The 16,704-nt window shown below is 67.3% G+C and carries 16 protein-coding genes; 2 read left to right on the top strand and 14 right to left on the bottom strand.

Annotation, left to right across the window (positions count from 1 at the left end; all coding sequences use genetic code 11):
• Positions 1 to 229 precede the first annotated feature (229 nt).
• From AN478_RS07255 to merA, 3 genes are read right to left on the bottom strand one after another with little or no spacing between them, the layout of a single operon-like run.
• The gene (locus AN478_RS07255; RefSeq protein ID WP_054965957.1) at positions 230 to 649 is read right to left on the bottom strand and encodes a MerR family transcriptional regulator; all 420 of its coding nucleotides are present in this window, start codon (positions 647 to 649) and stop codon (positions 230 to 232) included.
• Positions 649 to 1,281, bottom strand: coding sequence for an organomercurial lyase (gene merB, locus AN478_RS07250; RefSeq protein ID WP_054965956.1), 633 nt, complete (start codon positions 1,279 to 1,281; stop codon positions 649 to 651). Before merB ends, AN478_RS07255 begins: the two co-directional genes overlap by 1 nt.
• A 28-nt stretch (positions 1,282 to 1,309) precedes the next feature.
• Positions 1,310 to 2,944 carry a mercury(II) reductase gene (gene merA / locus AN478_RS07245; RefSeq protein ID WP_054965955.1) on the bottom strand — a complete coding sequence of 545 codons (1,635 nt, stop codon included), beginning with the start codon at positions 2,942 to 2,944 and terminating at the stop codon, positions 1,310 to 1,312.
• A 371-nt stretch (positions 2,945 to 3,315) separates the two neighbouring features.
• Here merA and AN478_RS07240 point away from each other — a divergent pair, with 371 nt between their 5' ends.
• Positions 3,316 to 4,710 (top strand): glycoside hydrolase 100 family protein, encoded by a 1,395-nt coding sequence (locus tag AN478_RS07240; RefSeq protein WP_054965954.1) that lies wholly within the window; start codon positions 3,316 to 3,318, stop codon positions 4,708 to 4,710.
• Positions 4,711 to 4,776: 66 nt separating this feature from the next.
• Here the strand turns inward: AN478_RS07240 and AN478_RS07235 are convergent, their stop codons facing one another.
• The 7 genes from AN478_RS07235 to AN478_RS07200 form a co-directional block, all read right to left on the bottom strand.
• Positions 4,777 to 5,151, bottom strand: a complete 375-nt coding sequence (locus tag AN478_RS07235) for a DsrE/DsrF/DrsH-like family protein (protein WP_054965953.1) — start codon at positions 5,149 to 5,151, stop codon at positions 4,777 to 4,779.
• A 115-nt stretch (positions 5,152 to 5,266) separates the two neighbouring features.
• Positions 5,267 to 5,821, bottom strand: a complete 555-nt coding sequence (locus tag AN478_RS07230; protein ID WP_054965952.1) for a carboxymuconolactone decarboxylase family protein — start codon at positions 5,819 to 5,821, stop codon at positions 5,267 to 5,269.
• A gap of 74 nt (positions 5,822 to 5,895) precedes the next feature.
• A complete protein-coding gene (locus AN478_RS07225) occupies positions 5,896 to 6,501 on the bottom strand; it encodes a TetR/AcrR family transcriptional regulator (RefSeq protein WP_176758737.1) in 606 nt (201 codons plus the stop codon).
• Between the two features lie 297 nt (positions 6,502 to 6,798).
• Positions 6,799 to 7,503, bottom strand: coding sequence for a hypothetical protein (locus AN478_RS07215; RefSeq protein WP_054965949.1), 705 nt, complete (start codon positions 7,501 to 7,503; stop codon positions 6,799 to 6,801).
• Complete coding sequence (locus tag AN478_RS07210; RefSeq protein ID WP_054965948.1) at positions 7,500 to 8,435, bottom strand: MlaD family protein; 936 nt, start codon at positions 8,433 to 8,435, stop codon at positions 7,500 to 7,502. Before AN478_RS07210 ends, AN478_RS07215 begins: the two co-directional genes overlap by 4 nt.
• Complete coding sequence (locus AN478_RS07205) at positions 8,432 to 8,896, bottom strand: hypothetical protein (RefSeq protein ID WP_054965947.1); 465 nt, start codon at positions 8,894 to 8,896, stop codon at positions 8,432 to 8,434. The genes AN478_RS07210 and AN478_RS07205 overlap by 4 nt, the downstream gene beginning before the upstream one ends.
• On the bottom strand, positions 8,893 to 9,675 hold the full coding sequence (locus tag AN478_RS07200) for an MlaE family ABC transporter permease (protein ID WP_054965946.1): 783 nt from the start codon (positions 9,673 to 9,675) through the stop codon (positions 8,893 to 8,895). The genes AN478_RS07205 and AN478_RS07200 overlap by 4 nt, the downstream gene beginning before the upstream one ends.
• Before the next feature lie 370 nt (positions 9,676 to 10,045).
• Here AN478_RS07200 and AN478_RS07195 point away from each other — a divergent pair, with 370 nt between their 5' ends.
• Positions 10,046 to 11,917 (top strand): PAS domain S-box protein, encoded by a 1,872-nt coding sequence (locus AN478_RS07195; RefSeq protein WP_074471303.1) that lies wholly within the window; start codon positions 10,046 to 10,048, stop codon positions 11,915 to 11,917.
• Positions 11,918 to 12,382: 465 nt separating this feature from the next.
• Here the strand turns inward: AN478_RS07195 and urtE are convergent, their stop codons facing one another.
• The 4 genes from urtE to urtB are packed head-to-tail and all read right to left on the bottom strand — an operon-like array spanning position 12,383 to position 16,704.
• Positions 12,383 to 13,072, bottom strand: a complete 690-nt coding sequence (urtE, locus tag AN478_RS07190) for an urea ABC transporter ATP-binding subunit UrtE (RefSeq protein WP_054965944.1) — start codon at positions 13,070 to 13,072, stop codon at positions 12,383 to 12,385.
• 3 nt (positions 13,073 to 13,075) lie between these two features.
• Entirely contained in the window at positions 13,076 to 13,912 is an 837-nt protein-coding gene (urtD, locus tag AN478_RS07185) for an urea ABC transporter ATP-binding protein UrtD (RefSeq protein ID WP_082432936.1), read from the bottom strand.
• Positions 13,909 to 15,051: an urea ABC transporter permease subunit UrtC gene (gene urtC, locus AN478_RS07180; RefSeq protein WP_054965943.1), complete on the bottom strand. Its 1,143-nt coding sequence runs from the start codon at positions 15,049 to 15,051 to the stop codon at positions 13,909 to 13,911. The genes urtD and urtC overlap by 4 nt, the downstream gene beginning before the upstream one ends.
• Positions 15,052 to 15,054: 3 nt before the next feature.
• Complete coding sequence (gene urtB / locus AN478_RS07175) at positions 15,055 to 16,704, bottom strand: urea ABC transporter permease subunit UrtB (RefSeq protein ID WP_074471302.1); 1,650 nt, start codon at positions 16,702 to 16,704, stop codon at positions 15,055 to 15,057.

Raw genomic sequence — 16,704 nt, 5'->3', positions numbered from 1 at the left:
AAACGGGGGGAGCTCCGGGCCCGGTTTCCCCGGAGAAAACAGTTCCGCCCGTTTCGGAAGCCTGTCCCCTCCTTTGTCAGCCGCTATCGGGGCAAGTTCACGATGGAGGTCCGTGCATCGGCCACGGGGACGACCGTTGCCCACCCGCGGGCTTCTTGGCCAAGGAACCGAGCCACGCGCTACCGGAGGCCCCGCACCGAGGAAATGGAGGTGCCCTTATACGGGACGATCAATAGTCATCCTTTTGTTGCTCCTCGTCCCCAGCCACGGCTCGAATAATGGGGCACTCCGGATTTCCTTCCCCTTCCCGACACCCCTGAAGGAGTCCGGCTAGCGTTTCCCGCATCCTCGACAGGTCCCGGATGCGCGCATCCATCTCGGACAATTTTTCTTCCGCCAGGGCTTGAACCTCTTCGCAGTGGCCACCCCCGAGGCTCAAGAGCTCTTTTATTTCCGACAAGGTGAAGCCCAGCCGCTGGGCCCGTTTGATGAACCGGACCTGCTCCACCGAGCTCTGTGGATATTCACGGAACCCGTTGGAGGATCCGGCCGGTTCGGGCAGCAGCCCCTGCCGGTGGTAGTACCGGATGGTTTCAACGTTCACCCCTGCTTCCTCCGCAGCACGACCGATGGTGCGGCCCCTACCCATTACTGCCCCCTTTCCAACAAGGTTTCCCATACCCTTTGGCCCAGCCGGTGGCCCTGGTCCGGCGTTAGCACGTATCCGTCAGGGTGCTCCATTTGCCACCTCCCGGCCGTCTCTGAATCGCTCAAAAAGCGTACCCCGCAACAAAAGGCTTCCTGGACGCCCGCCTGAACCGCCCGGGGGTCGGGCGGAACCAGGCCCAACCGGCAATCCCCCGGCTTGGCCCAAGCAACCCCTCCGGGAGCCACTTCAAGCCGAACGGGGAGGTTGCTGAGGGGACACCTGCTTTCCACCAGGGCCGGCTCCCCCAGAAGATCGGGGAGGAACAGGGTATCCCAAGCGCACCAGGCGTAGAGGGTTCGGCCCTCCAGCTCCAGACGATGCTGGGTGGGAGCGGTATCCAGGCCCCAGAAGCCGGCGATACGGCCGGATTCGTCGAACCGAATGCCCCACCAGGCGGCCAGGCAATCCCGTAACCGCGCTTCCGGCCAGGCCACGGCCTCGGCCAGTTCCGCCATTCGCACCGGCTGGCCGCGGCCCAAACGGGCGAACAGCACAGGGACCAGCTCCCGGCCTTCCCCGAAGTCCGGGAAGATGGGCAGCAGTGCGTCGGTCAGGACAGGAATCGGGTCCATGGTTTCCCCCCGCAGAGTGAAGGACCCCTCATCCCGCGCAACAGGACAGCTCGGTCACGTCGCGGGTGAAGGTCTGGGCGCACAGCTTGAGGCCCTCGGCCATGGTCAGGTAGGGGAACAGACGGTCACCCAGCTGACCAACGGTGAGGCCCGCATCCATGGCCAACGCCGCGCTCTGGACCACCTCCCCCGCGCCTTCGGCGGCGATCTGGGCCCCCAGGATCCGGCCGCTGGCCTCCTCGGCCACCAGCTTGACCATACCCCGGGTATCGAAATTCGCCAGGGCCCGGGGAACGTTGTCCAGGGACAGGGTCCGGCTGGTCACGGCCAGCCCCTGGTCGGCCGCCTCGCGCTCCGTGAGGCCCACGGTCGCCACCTGCGGGTCGGTGAAGACCACCTGCGGCACCCGGAAAAGGTCCAAGGCCTCCTTCCCGCCCAGCATGTTGGCGGCCGCCCGGGTTCCCGCGGCGGCGGCCACGTACACCAATCGGGGCTGGGTTGTGCAATCCCCGGCGGCGAAGACATGGGGGGCCGAGGTGGCCAACCGGTGGTCCACCCGGATGGCGCCGCTGCCGTCGGTAGCGATGCCCGCCTGCTCGAGCCCGAGGTCGTCCGTGTTCGGGGTTCGGCCCGTCGCCACCAGCAGCCGGTCGCCCTCCAGGATTTCCCCGTCGGTGGTCTCCAGGGCGAATCCCCCCTCGTAGCGTACCTGTCGGACCTCGGTCCCGGTTCGGACCTGGATGCCCTCCTCCCGGAACACGGACTCCAGTACGGCCCCCAGCTCCGGATCGTGGCCGGCCAGCAGGCCTCTGCGGGCAAGGATGGTCACCCGGCTTCCCAGCCGGGCGAAGGCCTGGCCCAGCTCGCAGCCGATATAGCCGCCCCCCAGGACCAGAAGGTGCTCGGGAAGCGCTTCGGCCGCGAGGGCCTCCGTGGAGGTCCAGTACGGGCTTTCCGCGAGTCCGGGAATCCGGGGGATGGCGGGGCGGGAGCCGGTGGCCACCAGGATCCGGTCGGGGCGTATCCGGGTGCCCTCGCCCTCGGGCCCGGTTACCCGAAGGGTGGCCCCATCCTCGAACCGGGCCGTGCCGCTTATGTGGGTGATCTCCGGCCGAGCTGCCAGGATGTTCTGGTACTTGGCCCGGCGCAACGCGGCCACCTGGTCCTGTTGCTGCTGAACCATGGCGGGCAGGTCCACCTCGGGGCGGCGATGGGCGACACCCGCGAACGGGTGGTGCCCGGGACGGTGGGCGGCCTCGGCGGCCTTGAGCCGGATCTTGGAGGGTACGCAGCCCACGTTGACGCAGGTCCCCCCCAGGATCCCGCGCTCGATCAGGGTCACCCGGGCCCCTTCATCCGCCGCCCGGATGGCCCCGGCAAAGGCCGCCGAGCCTCCGCCCACCACGGCCACATGGAGGCCGGCCTCCTGGCCTTTTTGCTCGGCCTCCGCCTGCTCCGCCGCTATTTCCGCGCCGTATCCCGAGGCGCGAACAGCCTCCACCAGCCGCTCGTCGGCCATTTCCGCGGGGGCGCTCACCCATGCGGTTCCCTCGGGATAACGGACCGTGGCGGTCACGCCCCCCAAGGCTTCCAGGGCCCGCTGGACGTGCTCCGCGCAACTGGAGCACGTCATCCCCGAGATCCGCAACCGTCGCTCACTCATCGGCAGGGCCCTCCTGAAGTTTGGAGAGGAGACCGGCTTCGATGGCCCGCGTCGGCGCCATCAAGCTGGTTGGGTGGAATGGGGAGTTTCCATGGGGGACGGATCATGCGGATTGCTCCGTTCAGGGTGGAATTGCTCCTCCTCCGCTTGAGGAGTCTGGTCAACCCTGGACCCCGTACCCAAGTACGGAGTCAAGTCCTGAGCCCCTCCGGGTGGAAGGGGCCGGCCAGGAGGAAAGGGGCCGCAGGCCGCTTGGGGTCCCGGCCCCCAGCAGCGCCCCCTCTGGGTGGTGACTAACGGCTCCAACCCCGGCACGGTGGAGGTACGGACCCCGGGCGCATACGGGGCCAGGGAATGGGAGGGGCTCGCGGATGGGAACGGTAAGCTCCGGCCACCTCGATACCGGCCAAGCGCGAAGCCTGATGGAGGCAGCGGTGGTGCGCTACGGCGGCGAGCCCGTCGGCACCATCGCCTGCACGGACCCCGACGCCGCCACCCTCAATTACGACCAGGTCTTCGTGCGGGATTTCGTTCCCGTGGCCCTCTACTACCTGGCCGAGGGCGAGCCGGCCATGGTGCGCCATTTCCTGGAGCGGACCCGCGAGCTACAGGCCCGCAAGCGCTCCATGGACTGCTACCGGCCGGGGGCCGGCCTGATTCCCGCCAGCTTCAAGGTGGCGGAGGACGGCCGATCGCTGATCCCGGACTTCGGCGGCCACGCCATCGGCCGGGTGGCGGCGGTGGACGCCAGCCTGTGGTGGCTGTACCTGCTTCGGGCCTACACCCGCGCCACCGGCGACCGCGAGCTGGCCGCGACCCCCGCCTTCCAGGAAGCCATCCGGGGCATCCTGGAGCTTTGCCTTATCAGCCGGTTCGACATGTACCCCACCCTCCTGGTCCCCGACGGCTCCTTCATGGTGGACCGTCGCCTGGGGGTATACGGCTATCCCCTGGAGGTGCAGGCGCTCTTTTTCATGGCCCTGCGCGCCGCCGAGGAGCTGCTCGGGGACGGCCCCGACAGCCGGCCCTACCGGGAGGCGGTGGCCGACCGCCTCGGCAAGCTGGGGCACTACGTGCGCACCTACTACTGGCTGGATTTCCCCACCCTCAACCGCATGTACCGCTACAGGACGGAGGAGTACGGGGACAACGCGGTGAATGCCTTCAACGTCGTTCCCGACTCCATTCCCGCCTGGCTGCTGGAATGGCTGCCCGACCCCGGGGGCTACCTGGCGGGCAATCTGGGCCCGTCGCGCATGGACTTCCGCTTTTTCACCCAGGGCAACCTGCTGGCCGTTCTCTCCGGCCTGGCCGGCGGGAGCCAGGCCCGTTCCATCCTGACCCTGATCGAGGCCCGGGCGGAGGACCTCATCGGGGAGATGGCCATGAAGCTGTGCTACCCCGCCCTGGAGGGCCAGGACTGGCGCACGGTGACCGGAAGCGACCCCAAGAACGTCCCCTGGTCCTACCACAACGGGGGGAGCTGGCCGGTCTTCCTGTGGCTGCTGGCGGCCGCCGAGCAGCTGCGCGGCGCCACCGCCCTGACGGAACCGGCCCTGGCCGCGGCCGCGGAGCGCCTGCCCGGGAGGGAATGGCCGGAGTACTTCGACGGCCAACGCGGGCAGCTGGTGGGCAAACAGGCCCGCCGCTTCCAGACCTGGACGGTGGCGGGCGTGCTGCTCGCCGACCGCCTCCTGGCGGACCCCTCCTCCCTGGACTGGATCGCCTTCGCCGACGACATAGCCGGGGAGAAGTGCGCCATTTAGGCGGTCAGGGCCGCCCGCCCCGACCCCAAACCGAGGGACGCACGGCCCCGGCGGATGGACGTCCGATTAGAAGGATATGAGCTTCTTGGAGGCCTCCAGGTAGGGCAGCGCCTCGGCAACGCCCACCATAGGGACATCGAAGGCCAGGTCGTCGGGGGAGATTTCGTTCAGGTCCAGGGAGGCCTTGCAGGCGACGAACTGGGCGCCGTTGCCAAGAGCCTGGTCCATGAAGTGCTTCACCGACTTGCCGCCCTCCTTGGGATAGGCGTTCTCCGCCTCCCCCTTCTTGAGCAGAACGGTTCCCTGCCCGGTGAAATAGACCACCACGCTCATTTCCTCCGCGGCGGAGGTGGCGGCCAGGAAGAACGGGGAAGCGAGGCGCTTCGGGGTATCCGGTCCGCTGGTCATGACGATGGCGAAATCAATCTGGGACTCTTCCATGGTCCTGCTCCTTGCTCGAGTTGTGGGGGCGGGCCGATTATGCCCCCCGGTTGTTGGAGTCCGGCAGGCGGGGCGGGGCTCCGCGGCCTGCCCCCTTCCGGGGCCAACCGCGTCATCACGCCGGCGGGGTCCACTCCTTGCCGGCGAAGGCCTGATCCAGCGGGGTCCCGGCGATGTGGTTGGTGTAGTTGGACAGGGTCTTCATGCCCACGCCGAGCACCACCTCCAGGACGTTCTGCGGGGTGAACCCGGCGTCGTGGAAGGCCTGGAGCTCGGACTCGGGCAGGAACCCTCGCTGTTCCACCACGGCCTGGGTGAAGCGCCGCAGGGCGTCCAGGCGCGGGTCGGGAAGCGGCTCGCCCTGGCGCAGGGCCCCGATGCAGTCCTCGGGAACCCCGGCCATCTCGGCCAACGCGGTATGGGCGCCCATGCAGTAGCCGCAGGTGTTGGTGAAGCTGGCGGACAGCAGGACCACTTGGCGCTCGGCCGGGGTCAGGCTGGTCTGCTCGAAGAGCTGGTTGAGCTGGAAATAGCCCTGCATGAGGGCCGGGGCGGTGGCCATGACTCCGGCCAGGTTGGGGACGAATCCGTAGGCCTTTTCCAGCTCCCGCATGAAGTCGCCGGCGCCTTCCGGGGCGGATTCGGGGGTGTGCACGGGGTAGTCGCTCATTTGCAGTCTCCTTGGGTTATAGTTTACCGGTCGTCTACTTGTCCGTTCCAAAAGCCTAGCCTGACCGCCTCTGTTCAGGACTCGGCGTCGCCCCGGGCGATGGCCACCGCCACCGGGGCCATGCGGCGGATCGCGTCGGGATCGGCATGGGTCTTGGCGAGGACCTGGGCCCCCTGCATGGCGCCGAAGATCTGCTCGGCCCGGCGCTCGGCCTCCTCCGGGGACTCCAGGGGGATCTCCCCGGCTGCGTGCGCGGCTCGCAGAAGCCCGGCGAAATGGGCGGTGGCCCGCCGGAAGATGTCGGCGACCCGCTCCCGGATCGGGTCGTGGAAGTTGCCCAGCTCCACGGACAGGTTGCCAAAGGGGCACCCGGGCACGTGGCCCGACTCCTGGCGGACCCGGTCGTGCATTTCGGCCACGGCGTCGAAGAACCGGGGCAGGCGCTGCAGGGGCGGCACGGATTCGTCGCCCAGGACGCGCTCGAACTGGGCCTGCATGCGCTCCCAGGAGTGCTCCAGCGCCGCCAGGACCAGGTCGTCCTTGGAGTCGAAGAAGTAGTAGAAGCTGCCCCGCTTCACCCCGGCGGCGGAGCACAGGGCCCCCACGCCCACCGAACCGTAGCTCCCCTGCCACAGCTCGTCGGCGGCGGTGGTGATCAGCTCCTCTCGCGCGCTACTCAAGCGACCCATGACTGCCTCTATTTGACCGGTTGTCTATTCATCAAACGCCTTTCCCTTCCTGGAGTCAACCTCCCGAGCCTGCCGGAAAGCTGGTTGCTCGCCGCCGTGATGCTGCTCACCGGCGGTATCTGGGCCTTTTTCGGGCTGGCCGTGGAGGTGATGGAAGGCAAGGCTGGAGTTGGCCCGGTCATGGGGCAGGAGGTCGGTGCCGGCTGGTACGGTCAGCCCTGGGCCGCAGGGGCTCAGGCTGAAGTTCGCTCCGCGGCCCGGAGAAGCTTGGCCCGGGCCCGCACCGGACTACTCCGCCCCGTCTGACCGGCCGGCCCGGGGGTTCTGCAGCCAGCGCAGGCGGCTGCGGATGGCCGCCGCCTCGGCCGTATCGCCCGCGCGCTTGGCCGCCTCGGCCTGCACCGGCAGCCACGCCAGCAGCACCCCCCGCCAGCCTTTCGGAGAGGCCGCCGCCACCGCCGCATCGGCGAAGGCCCGGCGGCCGGGGTAGCTGCGGTGGCCCACCGCGGCGGCCACTACCCGCATGCGGGGAGCCTCGATGGCGGCGACGCTTTTGGCCAGTGCGCTGGGCCGATCCGCCCGCAGGTGCCGGGCCGGATCCATCAGCTCCGGGGGCAGGAGCCCGGCATCTCCGGCCTCCGGAGTGCCCGCCAGGAAGCGCCGATAGGCCTCCAGATCCCGGTCCCCGGCAAGGGCGATGAGCTCGCCGGTCCGTGCCAGCTCGGCCTCGCGCCGCAGGGCCACCTGCATGGCGGCCCGGCCCAGGTGGACCCGCGCCAACGGAGTCAGATCGTCGCTGGCACTGGCCGCCTCCAGGGCCCGGCGCAGACTGCTGCCGGCGCGCTGGCCGTCACCGGTTAGCATGGCCGTGTAGTAGGCCTCGGTGGCCTCGGCCGCCCGAATTCGCCACGCCGGTCCGGCCGGGGGGCCGCCCAGGCAGCCGGCCACGAGCACCGCCATCAGGACCGGCACCAGCCGGAATCCGGGCTTCATGGCAACGGAACCTCGGTGGAGGGCTCCTCACCCAGAACGGCTTCGACCCGCCGAAGGATGGCGCGGGTGTCCTCGATGGTGATCCGGAGCTCGTCGCGCATTTCCTCCAGCCCTTGGGTGGAGGCGGCTGCCTCGTGCACGGCCGGATCCAGGACCTTGAGCTTGCCCTGGAGGTCCTCCAGCAGCGCGTCCACCCGGGAGACCGTGCCCCCCTTGCTGAGAAGACGGGTCCGGGTGCGGGCGATGGTCTGGCGCAGCTCTGCAATTGTGGCCTCGGCCTCGCCGGTGCCGGCCTCGGCGCGGGCCAGAACCTCGTTGAAGTGACGCGGGGTGGCCGGGTTGTCGGTGAGCAGGGTGAGCAGCGCGGGCTCGTCGGCCAGCCGCCCGCTGAAACGCTCCAGATGGGCCATTGTCTGGCTGAAATCGCCTTCGGGATCGGCGACCTTGCCGGTTATCTCGCGGAGATGGGCGCCAATTCGCTGCAGATCCTGGACGACCGTTTGCGCCTCCTCGATGAGCTGGTTGAAATCGTCCTGAAGGCGGGTCCGGACGCGCGCGTCTTTGGGAAGCAGCGGCGCGTCCATGTCCGGGGTGGCAACCAGGATGCGGGCGTTGCCGAGCAAGGGGTTCTCGACGGTGAAGGTGCTGGAGGTTCGCAACCAGCGGTGCTGGTCCGCTGGGATGGCGATCCGGGCCTCCACGTGGCCCTGCCGTTTGAGGTCCACCTGCTGGACCGATCCCAGCTCGTGCCCCTGGAAGACCACCGGCATTCCCTGCGACAGATGCTGGCCGGATTCGGCCACGAGCGTGAACGCGACCTCCTCCTCGAATAGCCCTTTGCGGTAGAGGACATAACCCGCCGCGCCGACCATCACCCCCAGGGTGATGACGAGGAACAGCCCGACGGCGATGCGGATCCCTCGCTGATTCACGGCGTGGCCTCGGTCAGACTGGAATACAGGTTCCGGTTGCTGGGATAGTCAAGGATGCAAAAGCGCGTCACCTCGAGGGCGGCCAGGGCCTCCTCGATGGGGCCGTCGGAATCCAGTTCCGGCACCTGGGAAAAGGGCGTGACCAGGACCGTCATCGCCTGGGGGCGCATGGCGGCCCGGCCCAGCTGGACCAGAAAGGCCTCGCGCGCGGTCAGCTCGTCCCGGTGGCGGGGGGCGCAATAAGCGATGCCGAGACGCGCCAGCGTTACCGAGGCGTTCGCCGTCAGGTCGCGGGCGGTAAGGTGGCCGTGGAAGGCACCTATCAGCTCCAGGTTCTCCTGGGCCGAGAGGCTGGCAAGGAGGGGAACATCGGGGGCCACCGGCGCCACCGGACCGGCCGCCGCCAGCTGATCCAGTCGGCGGCCGATGACCTCGGCATCAGGCAGGAACTCAATAGTCATAGCAGTTCCCCCAGGGTCAGCACCTCAACCAGCATAATGGCCAGGAACAACCGCACCATGCCCTGCTGCACGGCGACGGAGATCCCGCCCAGGCCGGGCGGCCCGGTAATTCCACTGTACAGGGGGATGAAGGCGACGAGAAAACCCAGGAGCAGGCTCTTGGCGAGCACCAGCGCCGCTACTGTCCCCGTCACCGCGTCCATCACCGAGTTCAGGTAGGTGTTGAGGCCGGTCTCCACGTACCAGAACAGGAACAGGTAGGCGCTGGTCAGCACTAACAGGGCGCAGATCCCGGTCAGCAGCGTAACCGTGACCATGGTCGCGATGATGCGCGGCAGGAACAGGTAGGTGGCGGGGTCGATGCCGAACAGATCCAGGGTGCGTAGCTCCCCGCTCTGGGCCATGGTGGCCAGCTCCGCATCGACGGCAGAGCCCGAGCGCAGAGCCACGAGCAAGGCGGTGATTAGCGGGGCCAGTTCCAGCACCAGCAGGTTGACCACAATCCCCCCTGCCCTGTCCCCCAGATCCATGCTTAGCATACCCGCAACCGCTGCCCCCACCGCACCGGTCCCGAAGCCCAGGGTAATGAGCAAAAACAGGGGCAGGATCTGCACGCCGGTATAGTAGAGCTGGCGGATCAGCACCAGGCGCACGGCGGGGTTGTAGCTGGCGGGCATCAGCCCGCGCACACCGCACAGACCGGTCAGGCGGGTCATATCGCGGATGGTGGCCGCGGCGGTGAGGGCCTTGTGACCGATGGCCTCGAGCAGGCGGAGCATGGCAGCCGGCAAAACTCGGTGTACTGGGCTTCGGACCTGACCCGGCACGTACGAACCGGGTGCTCTGTCCGCCGACGCCTAGGTGTGGGGTGTAAATTCGTTGGCCAGGGGTTTCATCCCAGCACCGCTGTAGGTGGGCAAACCGCACCACTGGGAGAAACACCCTGGATATCCACCAACATGCCCGGCATACGCCATCAGGTCGAGAGGTAACGGTGTGGGAACGCTTTTAGGTGGCGAAGAAGGGCCGAAACGCCCCCCGGATACCCTACTCTGGCGGATAACCCCCTAACGCGGTCGCACTCCTTTTCGAAGCCTTCTTCGGGCGTACATACTGGTTACCTCAATCCTGCCTCGGGTGAGAAGCACGGTGACCACGAATTCATCCGGCCCGAATGGCGAATTCGACCGGCAGATCGCGAACAGCCGAATCGGGCATCTTCTGGTAGATCCCGAAGACGGTTTTGTTCGCCGATCAAACCAGGAGGCGTGTCGCCTTCTGGGGATGCCCTCGAAAGAGATTGAAGGTCGGCTTCTTGAACAGGGTTTCGGGGGAGAGGCGCAAGAAGTGCGCGCCTTTTTGGAGCGGGTGCGGGCTCAAGAGGCGGATGCTGTTCAGCTCCGTGCTTCTCCCAATGAGCAAGAGGGGCATCTTGAAGTCCAGGGGGTGGTTCTAAACCTGGCGGATGGCCCCTGGATACATATCCGGCTTCGAGAACCCACCTCCCAGGAGCATGAGGAGCTCCTCCTTGCTACCCGATTGGGGGTAGACGCCCGTCGGTTGCTCCGGCACCTCCTGCAGTACTCCAAAGAAGGCTTCCTGGTGGCAGACTTCCAGTCCCTGGAGATCCTGGAAGTGAATGCGTCTTTTTGCCAGATGCTGGGCTATGAACGGGATTCCATCATTGGTACGCAGGTGCCCTCTTGGCTGGAGCAGGAGGATTTGGCGCACTTCTGGAAAGAAGCGGAACGGCGGTGGGAGGAGGAGAGCCGCTACTACGAGGTACGCCTTGTAGGTGCTGATGGCAACCGGGTGCCAGTGCTGATGAATGTGGCCACCTGCAACAACAAGCTAGACCGACCCGCCCTTTCTGTGGCCTTCGTCACCGACCTGTCACAGCTGAAGCACAGCCAGGAGCTGGCCAGCTATCTCCTGGAACTGTTGGAAGCGTTCCCGGGTGTTGTGGGGGTATGCGATGACGAGCTGCACTTTTTCTATAACAACCGGTACGCCAAAGAACTCCTGGGCGGAGACCTATCTCCTGATGTCGGTATCTGGGGCATTCATCCCACTTGGGCCGCCAAGAACATGCTCCAGGAGGCCATCCCTACGGCAGCCCAGAAGGGCTCATGGGTTGGAAAGAGCGCCCTGCTGGACAAGCACGGCCATGAGGTGCCCTTCCTGGTCACACTGGTGGCACACAAGAACTTACAGAGGGATATCGGGCGCTATTCCCTGGTAGGTATCGACCTCTCCAACCAAGAGGCGACGGAGGCGCAGCTACGGAAATACGGGGAGCAGCTCCGCAGCATCAGCCGTTTGATTTCCATGGAGGGCCTCACTTCCCTGCTGGCCCACCAGCTGAATCAGCCCCTCGCCTCCCTGAGCAACTATGCGGCCGCCGGGCACCAGCTGATTTCCCGCGAGTGCCCAAACGCTGACCAGATGCACGACTTGATGGAGCGCATCCACCAGGAGATCCACAAGGCTAGCGAGATCCTCATCCACGTACGGAGGTTCCTAAAGGGCGGAGAAGCCGACTTCAAGCCATTAGACGTGAATACTCTCATCGCCCGTATGAGGCCATTCCTGGAAGACAGCACCCATACGGAGCGGCTGACCCTGGAGCTGGACCTCACCGAGGATCCCCCGCCTATGGTGCGGGCCGATTGGTTACAGCTCCAGGAGGTATTGCACAACCTGATCAACAATGCCCGGGACGCAAACTTGGAACGGACTCCCCAAGCACCGCCCCCTGTCACTGTCCGTACACGAGTGGAAGACGGAGAGGTAGTGATATCCATCATTGATGAAGGGCCCGGTTTGCCAGCAAATATGGAGCACGATGGCCTTGTCGAGCCTTTCTTTACTACTAAGGAGGGTGGCACGGGCTTGGGCCTATGGATTGCGTACACAATCCTGGAAGGCCATGGGGGGCGTTTGACGGCCTTCAATAACCCCGATGGGGTCGGTGCTATATTCCAACTCCGCCTACCCGCCTCCAAGGATTCTGCCAGTTAGGGCACAGGCTCGAAGTTCCGGAGCCGATACCTGGTAAAAATTCCTCAGTCCTATCGATAGGGAGGAATGGGCAGCCTTCCCCCCGTACCCCTGGGGGGCTTCGGTAGCCCTCCCGACATGTAGCTGCCCCCGCCGAAGCGCCGGCGCACCCCCTCCACCGGACCCAGATTCCCTATCCGCTACCGAGGCCCCTACTTATGGACAGGCCTATTCCTCCAATGGAAAACACGGTCCCCCCGAGGGATTGCACCGCCTGTGAATGGCTGGGGCATCCCTGAGCAATCTATTCTACCCAGCCCGGCGATGGCGAAACCCGCGTTCAGATGGGCTCCCCTCGGGGAAGTCCAAAACGGGATCAAACAACCCATGCACGTAGGTAGGGGCTGAGGCACCGTCCGGTGGCGCTCCCCCCATACCGAACCGGGGGTGTAGCAGCGGTGCCCCCCCGCGGCCATTCCATTGCCCTCAAACGGTCAGGTAGCTCTGCACCAGCTCTTGGTCGAGCCGGTCCATGGGCCCGTCGGTAACCACCCGGCCCCGGTCCATGATGCAGAACCGGTCGCCCACCTGGCGGGCGAAGTGCAGCTTCTGCTCCACCACCAAGACGGTCAGTCCCATCTCGGCGTTGAGGTAGCGGATCACCTCGCCGATCTCGCGCACCACGTTGGGCTGGATGCCCTCGGTGGGCTCGTCGAGAAGCAGCAGCTCGGGCTCCAGCACCAGGGCGCGGCCGATGGCGAGCTGCTGCTGCTGGCCGCCGGAGAGGTCCCCGCCCCGTCGCCGGCGCATCTCCTTGAGAACCGGGAACAGGTCGAATACCAGGTCCGGGATGGTGGTCCCGCGGCGGACGCCCAAGGGGACCCGCAGGTTCTCCTCCACCGTGAGCTGCGGGAAGATCTCCCGGCCCTGCGGCACGTAGCCCACCCCGGCCCGCGCCCGCGCCTCGGCGGGCTTGCCGGCGAGGTCCGCGCCGTTCACCCGGATGCTCCCGGAGCGCACCGGCAGCAGCCCCATCACCGCCTTGAGCAGGGTGGTCTTACCCACGCCGTTGCGGCCCATGAGGCAGGTGCAGGCCCCCTGGGGAGCCTCCATGGCGAGGTCCCAGAGCGTGTGGCTCTCGCCGTAGAACTGATTGATTCCGCTGACTTCCAGCACTATTTATTCCCCCAGGTACACTTCGACCACCTTCGGGTCGTTCTGGACCGTGGCCATGTCCCCTTCCGCCAGGACGCTGCCCTGGTGCAGCACGGTCACCTCGCGGGCGATGGAGCGCACGAACTCCATGTCGTGTTCCACCACCACGACCGCGTGGCTCCCTTCCAGGGACTGGAACAGCTCGGCGGTGCGCTCCATCTCCTGGCCGGTCATGCCGGCCACTGGCTCGTCGAGCAGAAGAAGCCGCGGGTTCTGCATGAGGAGCATGCCGATCTCCAGCCACTGCTTCTGGCCGTGGGACAGGGCGCCGGCCGGGCGCCCGGCCTCGCCAGCCAGTCCGGTGAGCGTCAGGACGTCCGCCACCCGCGCCCGCTCCGCCTCCTCGGGCCTATGGAACAGGCTGGCCCAGACCCCCTTGTCGCCCGCCCGGGCCAGCTGCAGGTTCTCCTCGGTGGTGTGGCGGGGGAACACAGTGGGCTTCTGGAACTTGCGCCCCACCCCGCCCTGGGCGATCTCGGTCTCGGAGCGCTTCAGCAGGTCGATGCGGGAGCCGAAGTAGACGGAACCGGTGTCCGGGCGCGTCTTGCCGGTGACGACGTCCATCATGGTGGTCTTTCCCGCGCCGTTGGGGCCGATGATGCAGCGAAGCTCCCCGTCGTCGATGTAGAGGTTGAGGGCGTCGAGGGCGCGGAAGCCGTCGAAGCTGACGGTCACGTCCTCCACGTACAGGACCGGTCCGTGGCGGGTGTCCAGGTCCCCGTGGAAGTCCGCTTTGGGCAGTACCGCGTCGAAGACCCGGTCCCGCTCGCTGAAGGCCTTGGCCGTTTCCAGCAGGCTCATGATTGGGGCTCCTTCTTGAACCGGTTGAGCAGCCCGACGATGCCGGCGGGCAGGAACAGGGTGACCACCACGAACAGCCCGCCCAGGAAGAAGGGCCAGATGTCCGGGGCCCACCCGGTGAACAGGGTCTTGGCGTAGCTCACCAGTACCGCGCCCCCGACGGCGCCGAACAGGGTGCCGCGGCCGCCCAGGGCCACCCATACCACCGCCTCGATGGACTTGACGGGCGAGAGCTCGCTCGGGTTGATGATCCCCACCTGGGGCACGTAGAGCGCCCCGGCGATGCCGGCGAGCATGGCGGAGACGGCGAACAGCCACACCTTGTAGTGCTCCACCCGGTAGCCGGTGAAGCGCACCCGGGCCTCGGCGTCGCGGATGGCGGTCACCACCCGGCCGAGCCGGGAGGTGACGATGAAGCGGCAGACCAGGTAGCCCAGGCCCACGGCGAGCACCGAGGCCAGGAACAGGCCGATGCGCGTGCCGTCGGCCTGCAGGGGGAAGCCGAGCAGGTCCTTGAAGTCGGTGAGGCCGTTGTTTCCGCCGAGGCCCATCTCGTTGCGGAAGAAGGCAAGCATGAGCGCGTAAGTGAGGGCCTGGGTCATGATGGAAAAGTAGACCCCGGTGACCCGCGAGCGGAAGGCCAGCCAGCCGAAGACGAAGGCGAGCGTGCCGGGCACCGCCACCACCATGAGCGCGGCGAACCAGAACTGGTCGAAGCCGTACCAGAACCAGGGCAGGCGCTCCCAGTCGAGGAACACCATGAAGTCCGGCAGCACCGGATGGCCGTATTCGCCGCGGGTGCCGATCTGGCGCATGAGGTACATGCCCATGGCGTAGCCGCCCAGGGCGAAGAAGGCGCCGTGGCCGAGGCTCAGGATGCCGCAGAAGCCCCAGATCAGGTCCACCGACAGCGCCAGCAGGGCGTAGGTGAGGTATTTGCCGAGCAGGGTCACCGTGTAGGTGGAGATGTGCAGGGCCGATCCCTCCGGGACCGCCAGATTGAGGATCGGCACCAGCACCCCGGCCACGGCCAGCACGGCGAGCAGGATGGTGCCGCCCGTGTCGCCGGCCAGGAAGCGGCTCAGGGGCCCCAGCGGCAGCACGGTCGGGGCCGTCGTGGTCAGGCTACCGTTGGCCATGGCTCAGCCCTCCGCGGCCCGGCCCCGCTGCGGGAACAGCCCGCGCGGACGCCGTTGGATGAACAGGATGATGAGGCCTAGCAGCAGCACCTTGGCGAGCACCGCCCCGGCCATGGGCTCCAGCAGCTTGTTAATTACCCCCAGGGAGAGGCCGCCCACCAGGGTGCCCCACAGGTTGCCCACGCCGCCGAGCACCACCACCAGGAAGGAATCGACGATGTAGGCCTGGCCCAGGTTGGGGCCCACGTTGGTGAGCTGGGACAGCGCCACCCCGGCCACCCCGGCAATCCCGGAGCCCAGGCCGAAGGTCAGGGCGTCCACCCAGTTGCTTCGCACCCCCAGTGCCCGTGCCATCTGCCGGTTCTGGGTCACCGCGCGGATCTTCAGGCCCAGGGAGGTGCGCTTGAGCACCAGCAGCAGGGCGAAGAACACCGCCAGGGCGAAGATCAGGATGTAGAGGCGGTTGAAGGTCAGGGAAAAGGCCGGGTTGATCTGCAGAGAGCCGCTCATCCACGCGGGTGTCTCCACGGGCCGGTTCAGGGCCGTGAACACCGAGCGCACCAGCTGCTGCAGGATCAGGCTGATCCCGAAAGTGGCCAGCAGGGTCTCCAGCGGCCGGCCGTAGAGGAAACGGATGACGCTGCGCTCCATGGCCACGCCGAAGGCCCCGGAGACCAGGAAGGCCGCCGGGATGGCCACCGCCAGGGACCAGCCGATGTGGCCCGGCATGAGCTGCTGCACCACGTAGGTGGTGTAGGCGCCGATCATGATCAGCTCGCCGTGGGCCATGTTGATCACCCCCATGACCCCGAAGGTGATGGCCAAGCCCATGGCGGCGAGCATGAGCACCGAGCCCAGGCTCAAGCCGAAGAACAAGGTCTCGGCGCCGTCGAAGAAGGCGAGCCGGGTGTGGATGCCGTCCAGCATGGCGGCCGCTTCCTTGCGCACCTCCGGGGCTGGGTCCTCCTCGGCGAGGGTTTCCAGGCGGCTGCGCACCGGGGCGTAGAGGCTGCCGTCCAGCAGCGCGATGGCCCCGGCGCGGGCCTGCGGGTCCTCGCGGTCGAGCCGGGCCAGGCCTACTGCCGCTTCAAGGGCTGCGCGAACCGCCGGATCCGACTCCTCGGTCAGGCGCCGTTCCACCAGGGCGGTGTTGTCGGGGTCCAGCTCGCCGATGAGGTCCTCGGCGGCGGTGAGCCGCGCCTCCGGCTCGGGGTTCTGCAGCCGGAGAGCGGCGAGGGTCTGGCGCACCTCGGAACGCAGGCGGTTGTTGATCTTCACCCGGCGCACGCCCCAGCGCTCGGCGGTACCGAGATCGCTCCCGGTGGCCGCATCGGTGAGCCGGTACTGGTAGCCGTCGCCGCCCTTTTCCGCGAACACCACGGTGCCGCCGTCCACCTGGTGGAACAGCCGGCCGTCGAGCATGGCCTGCAGGACCTTCTGGGCCCGGGGGTGGCCGGTGGCCCCGAGGGCCTTCACCGCCGCCGCCTTGTCGGCGGAGGAGGAGGTATGCAGGGCCTGGACCTGATCGGAGAAGGGGGCCGCATGGGCCGGCGGAGCCAGCAACAATCCAAGGAGCAGAATGAGGAGCCCTGCAAGGCTTTCGGCGCCTGCTCGTCTCCCGTGTGGGGATGTGATGGGGATCTCTTTGGACAT

The sequence above is a fragment of the Thiohalorhabdus denitrificans genome, from assembly GCF_001399755.1.
GTDB lineage: Bacteria > Pseudomonadota > Gammaproteobacteria > Thiohalorhabdales > Thiohalorhabdaceae > Thiohalorhabdus > Thiohalorhabdus denitrificans.
Note: the sequence above shows the minus strand (reverse complement) of the source record. Positions and strands in the feature narration are given on the sequence as shown.

What these genes read in the sequence shown, in the direction of transcription:
- AN478_RS07200 (WP_054965946.1), bottom strand. Translation starts at nt 9,675, where the DNA reads ATGCTCCGCCTGCTCGAGGCCATCGGTCACAAGGCCCTCACCGCCGCG.
- AN478_RS07230 (WP_054965952.1), bottom strand. Translation starts at nt 5,821, where the DNA reads ATGAGCGACTACCCCGTGCACACCCCCGAATCCGCCCCGGAAGGCGCC.
- AN478_RS07255 (WP_054965957.1), bottom strand. Translation starts at nt 649, where the DNA reads ATGGGTAGGGGCCGCACCATCGGTCGTGCTGCGGAGGAAGCAGGGGTG.
- urtD (WP_082432936.1), bottom strand. Translation starts at nt 13,912, where the DNA reads ATGAGCCTGCTGGAAACGGCCAAGGCCTTCAGCGAGCGGGACCGGGTC.
- merA (WP_054965955.1), bottom strand. Translation starts at nt 2,944, where the DNA reads ATGAGTGAGCGACGGTTGCGGATCTCGGGGATGACGTGCTCCAGTTGC.
- AN478_RS07215 (WP_054965949.1), bottom strand. Translation starts at nt 7,503, where the DNA reads ATGAAGCCCGGATTCCGGCTGGTGCCGGTCCTGATGGCGGTGCTCGTG.
- AN478_RS07240 (WP_054965954.1), top strand. Translation starts at nt 3,316, where the DNA reads ATGGGAACGGTAAGCTCCGGCCACCTCGATACCGGCCAAGCGCGAAGC.
- AN478_RS07205 (WP_054965947.1), bottom strand. Translation starts at nt 8,896, where the DNA reads ATGACTATTGAGTTCCTGCCTGATGCCGAGGTCATCGGCCGCCGACTG.
- AN478_RS07235 (WP_054965953.1), bottom strand. Translation starts at nt 5,151, where the DNA reads ATGGAAGAGTCCCAGATTGATTTCGCCATCGTCATGACCAGCGGACCG.
- urtC (WP_054965943.1), bottom strand. Translation starts at nt 15,051, where the DNA reads ATGGCCAACGGTAGCCTGACCACGACGGCCCCGACCGTGCTGCCGCTG.
- urtB (WP_074471302.1), bottom strand. Translation starts at nt 16,704, where the DNA reads ATGTCCAAAGAGATCCCCATCACATCCCCACACGGGAGACGAGCAGGC.
- merB (WP_054965956.1), bottom strand. Translation starts at nt 1,281, where the DNA reads ATGGACCCGATTCCTGTCCTGACCGACGCACTGCTGCCCATCTTCCCG.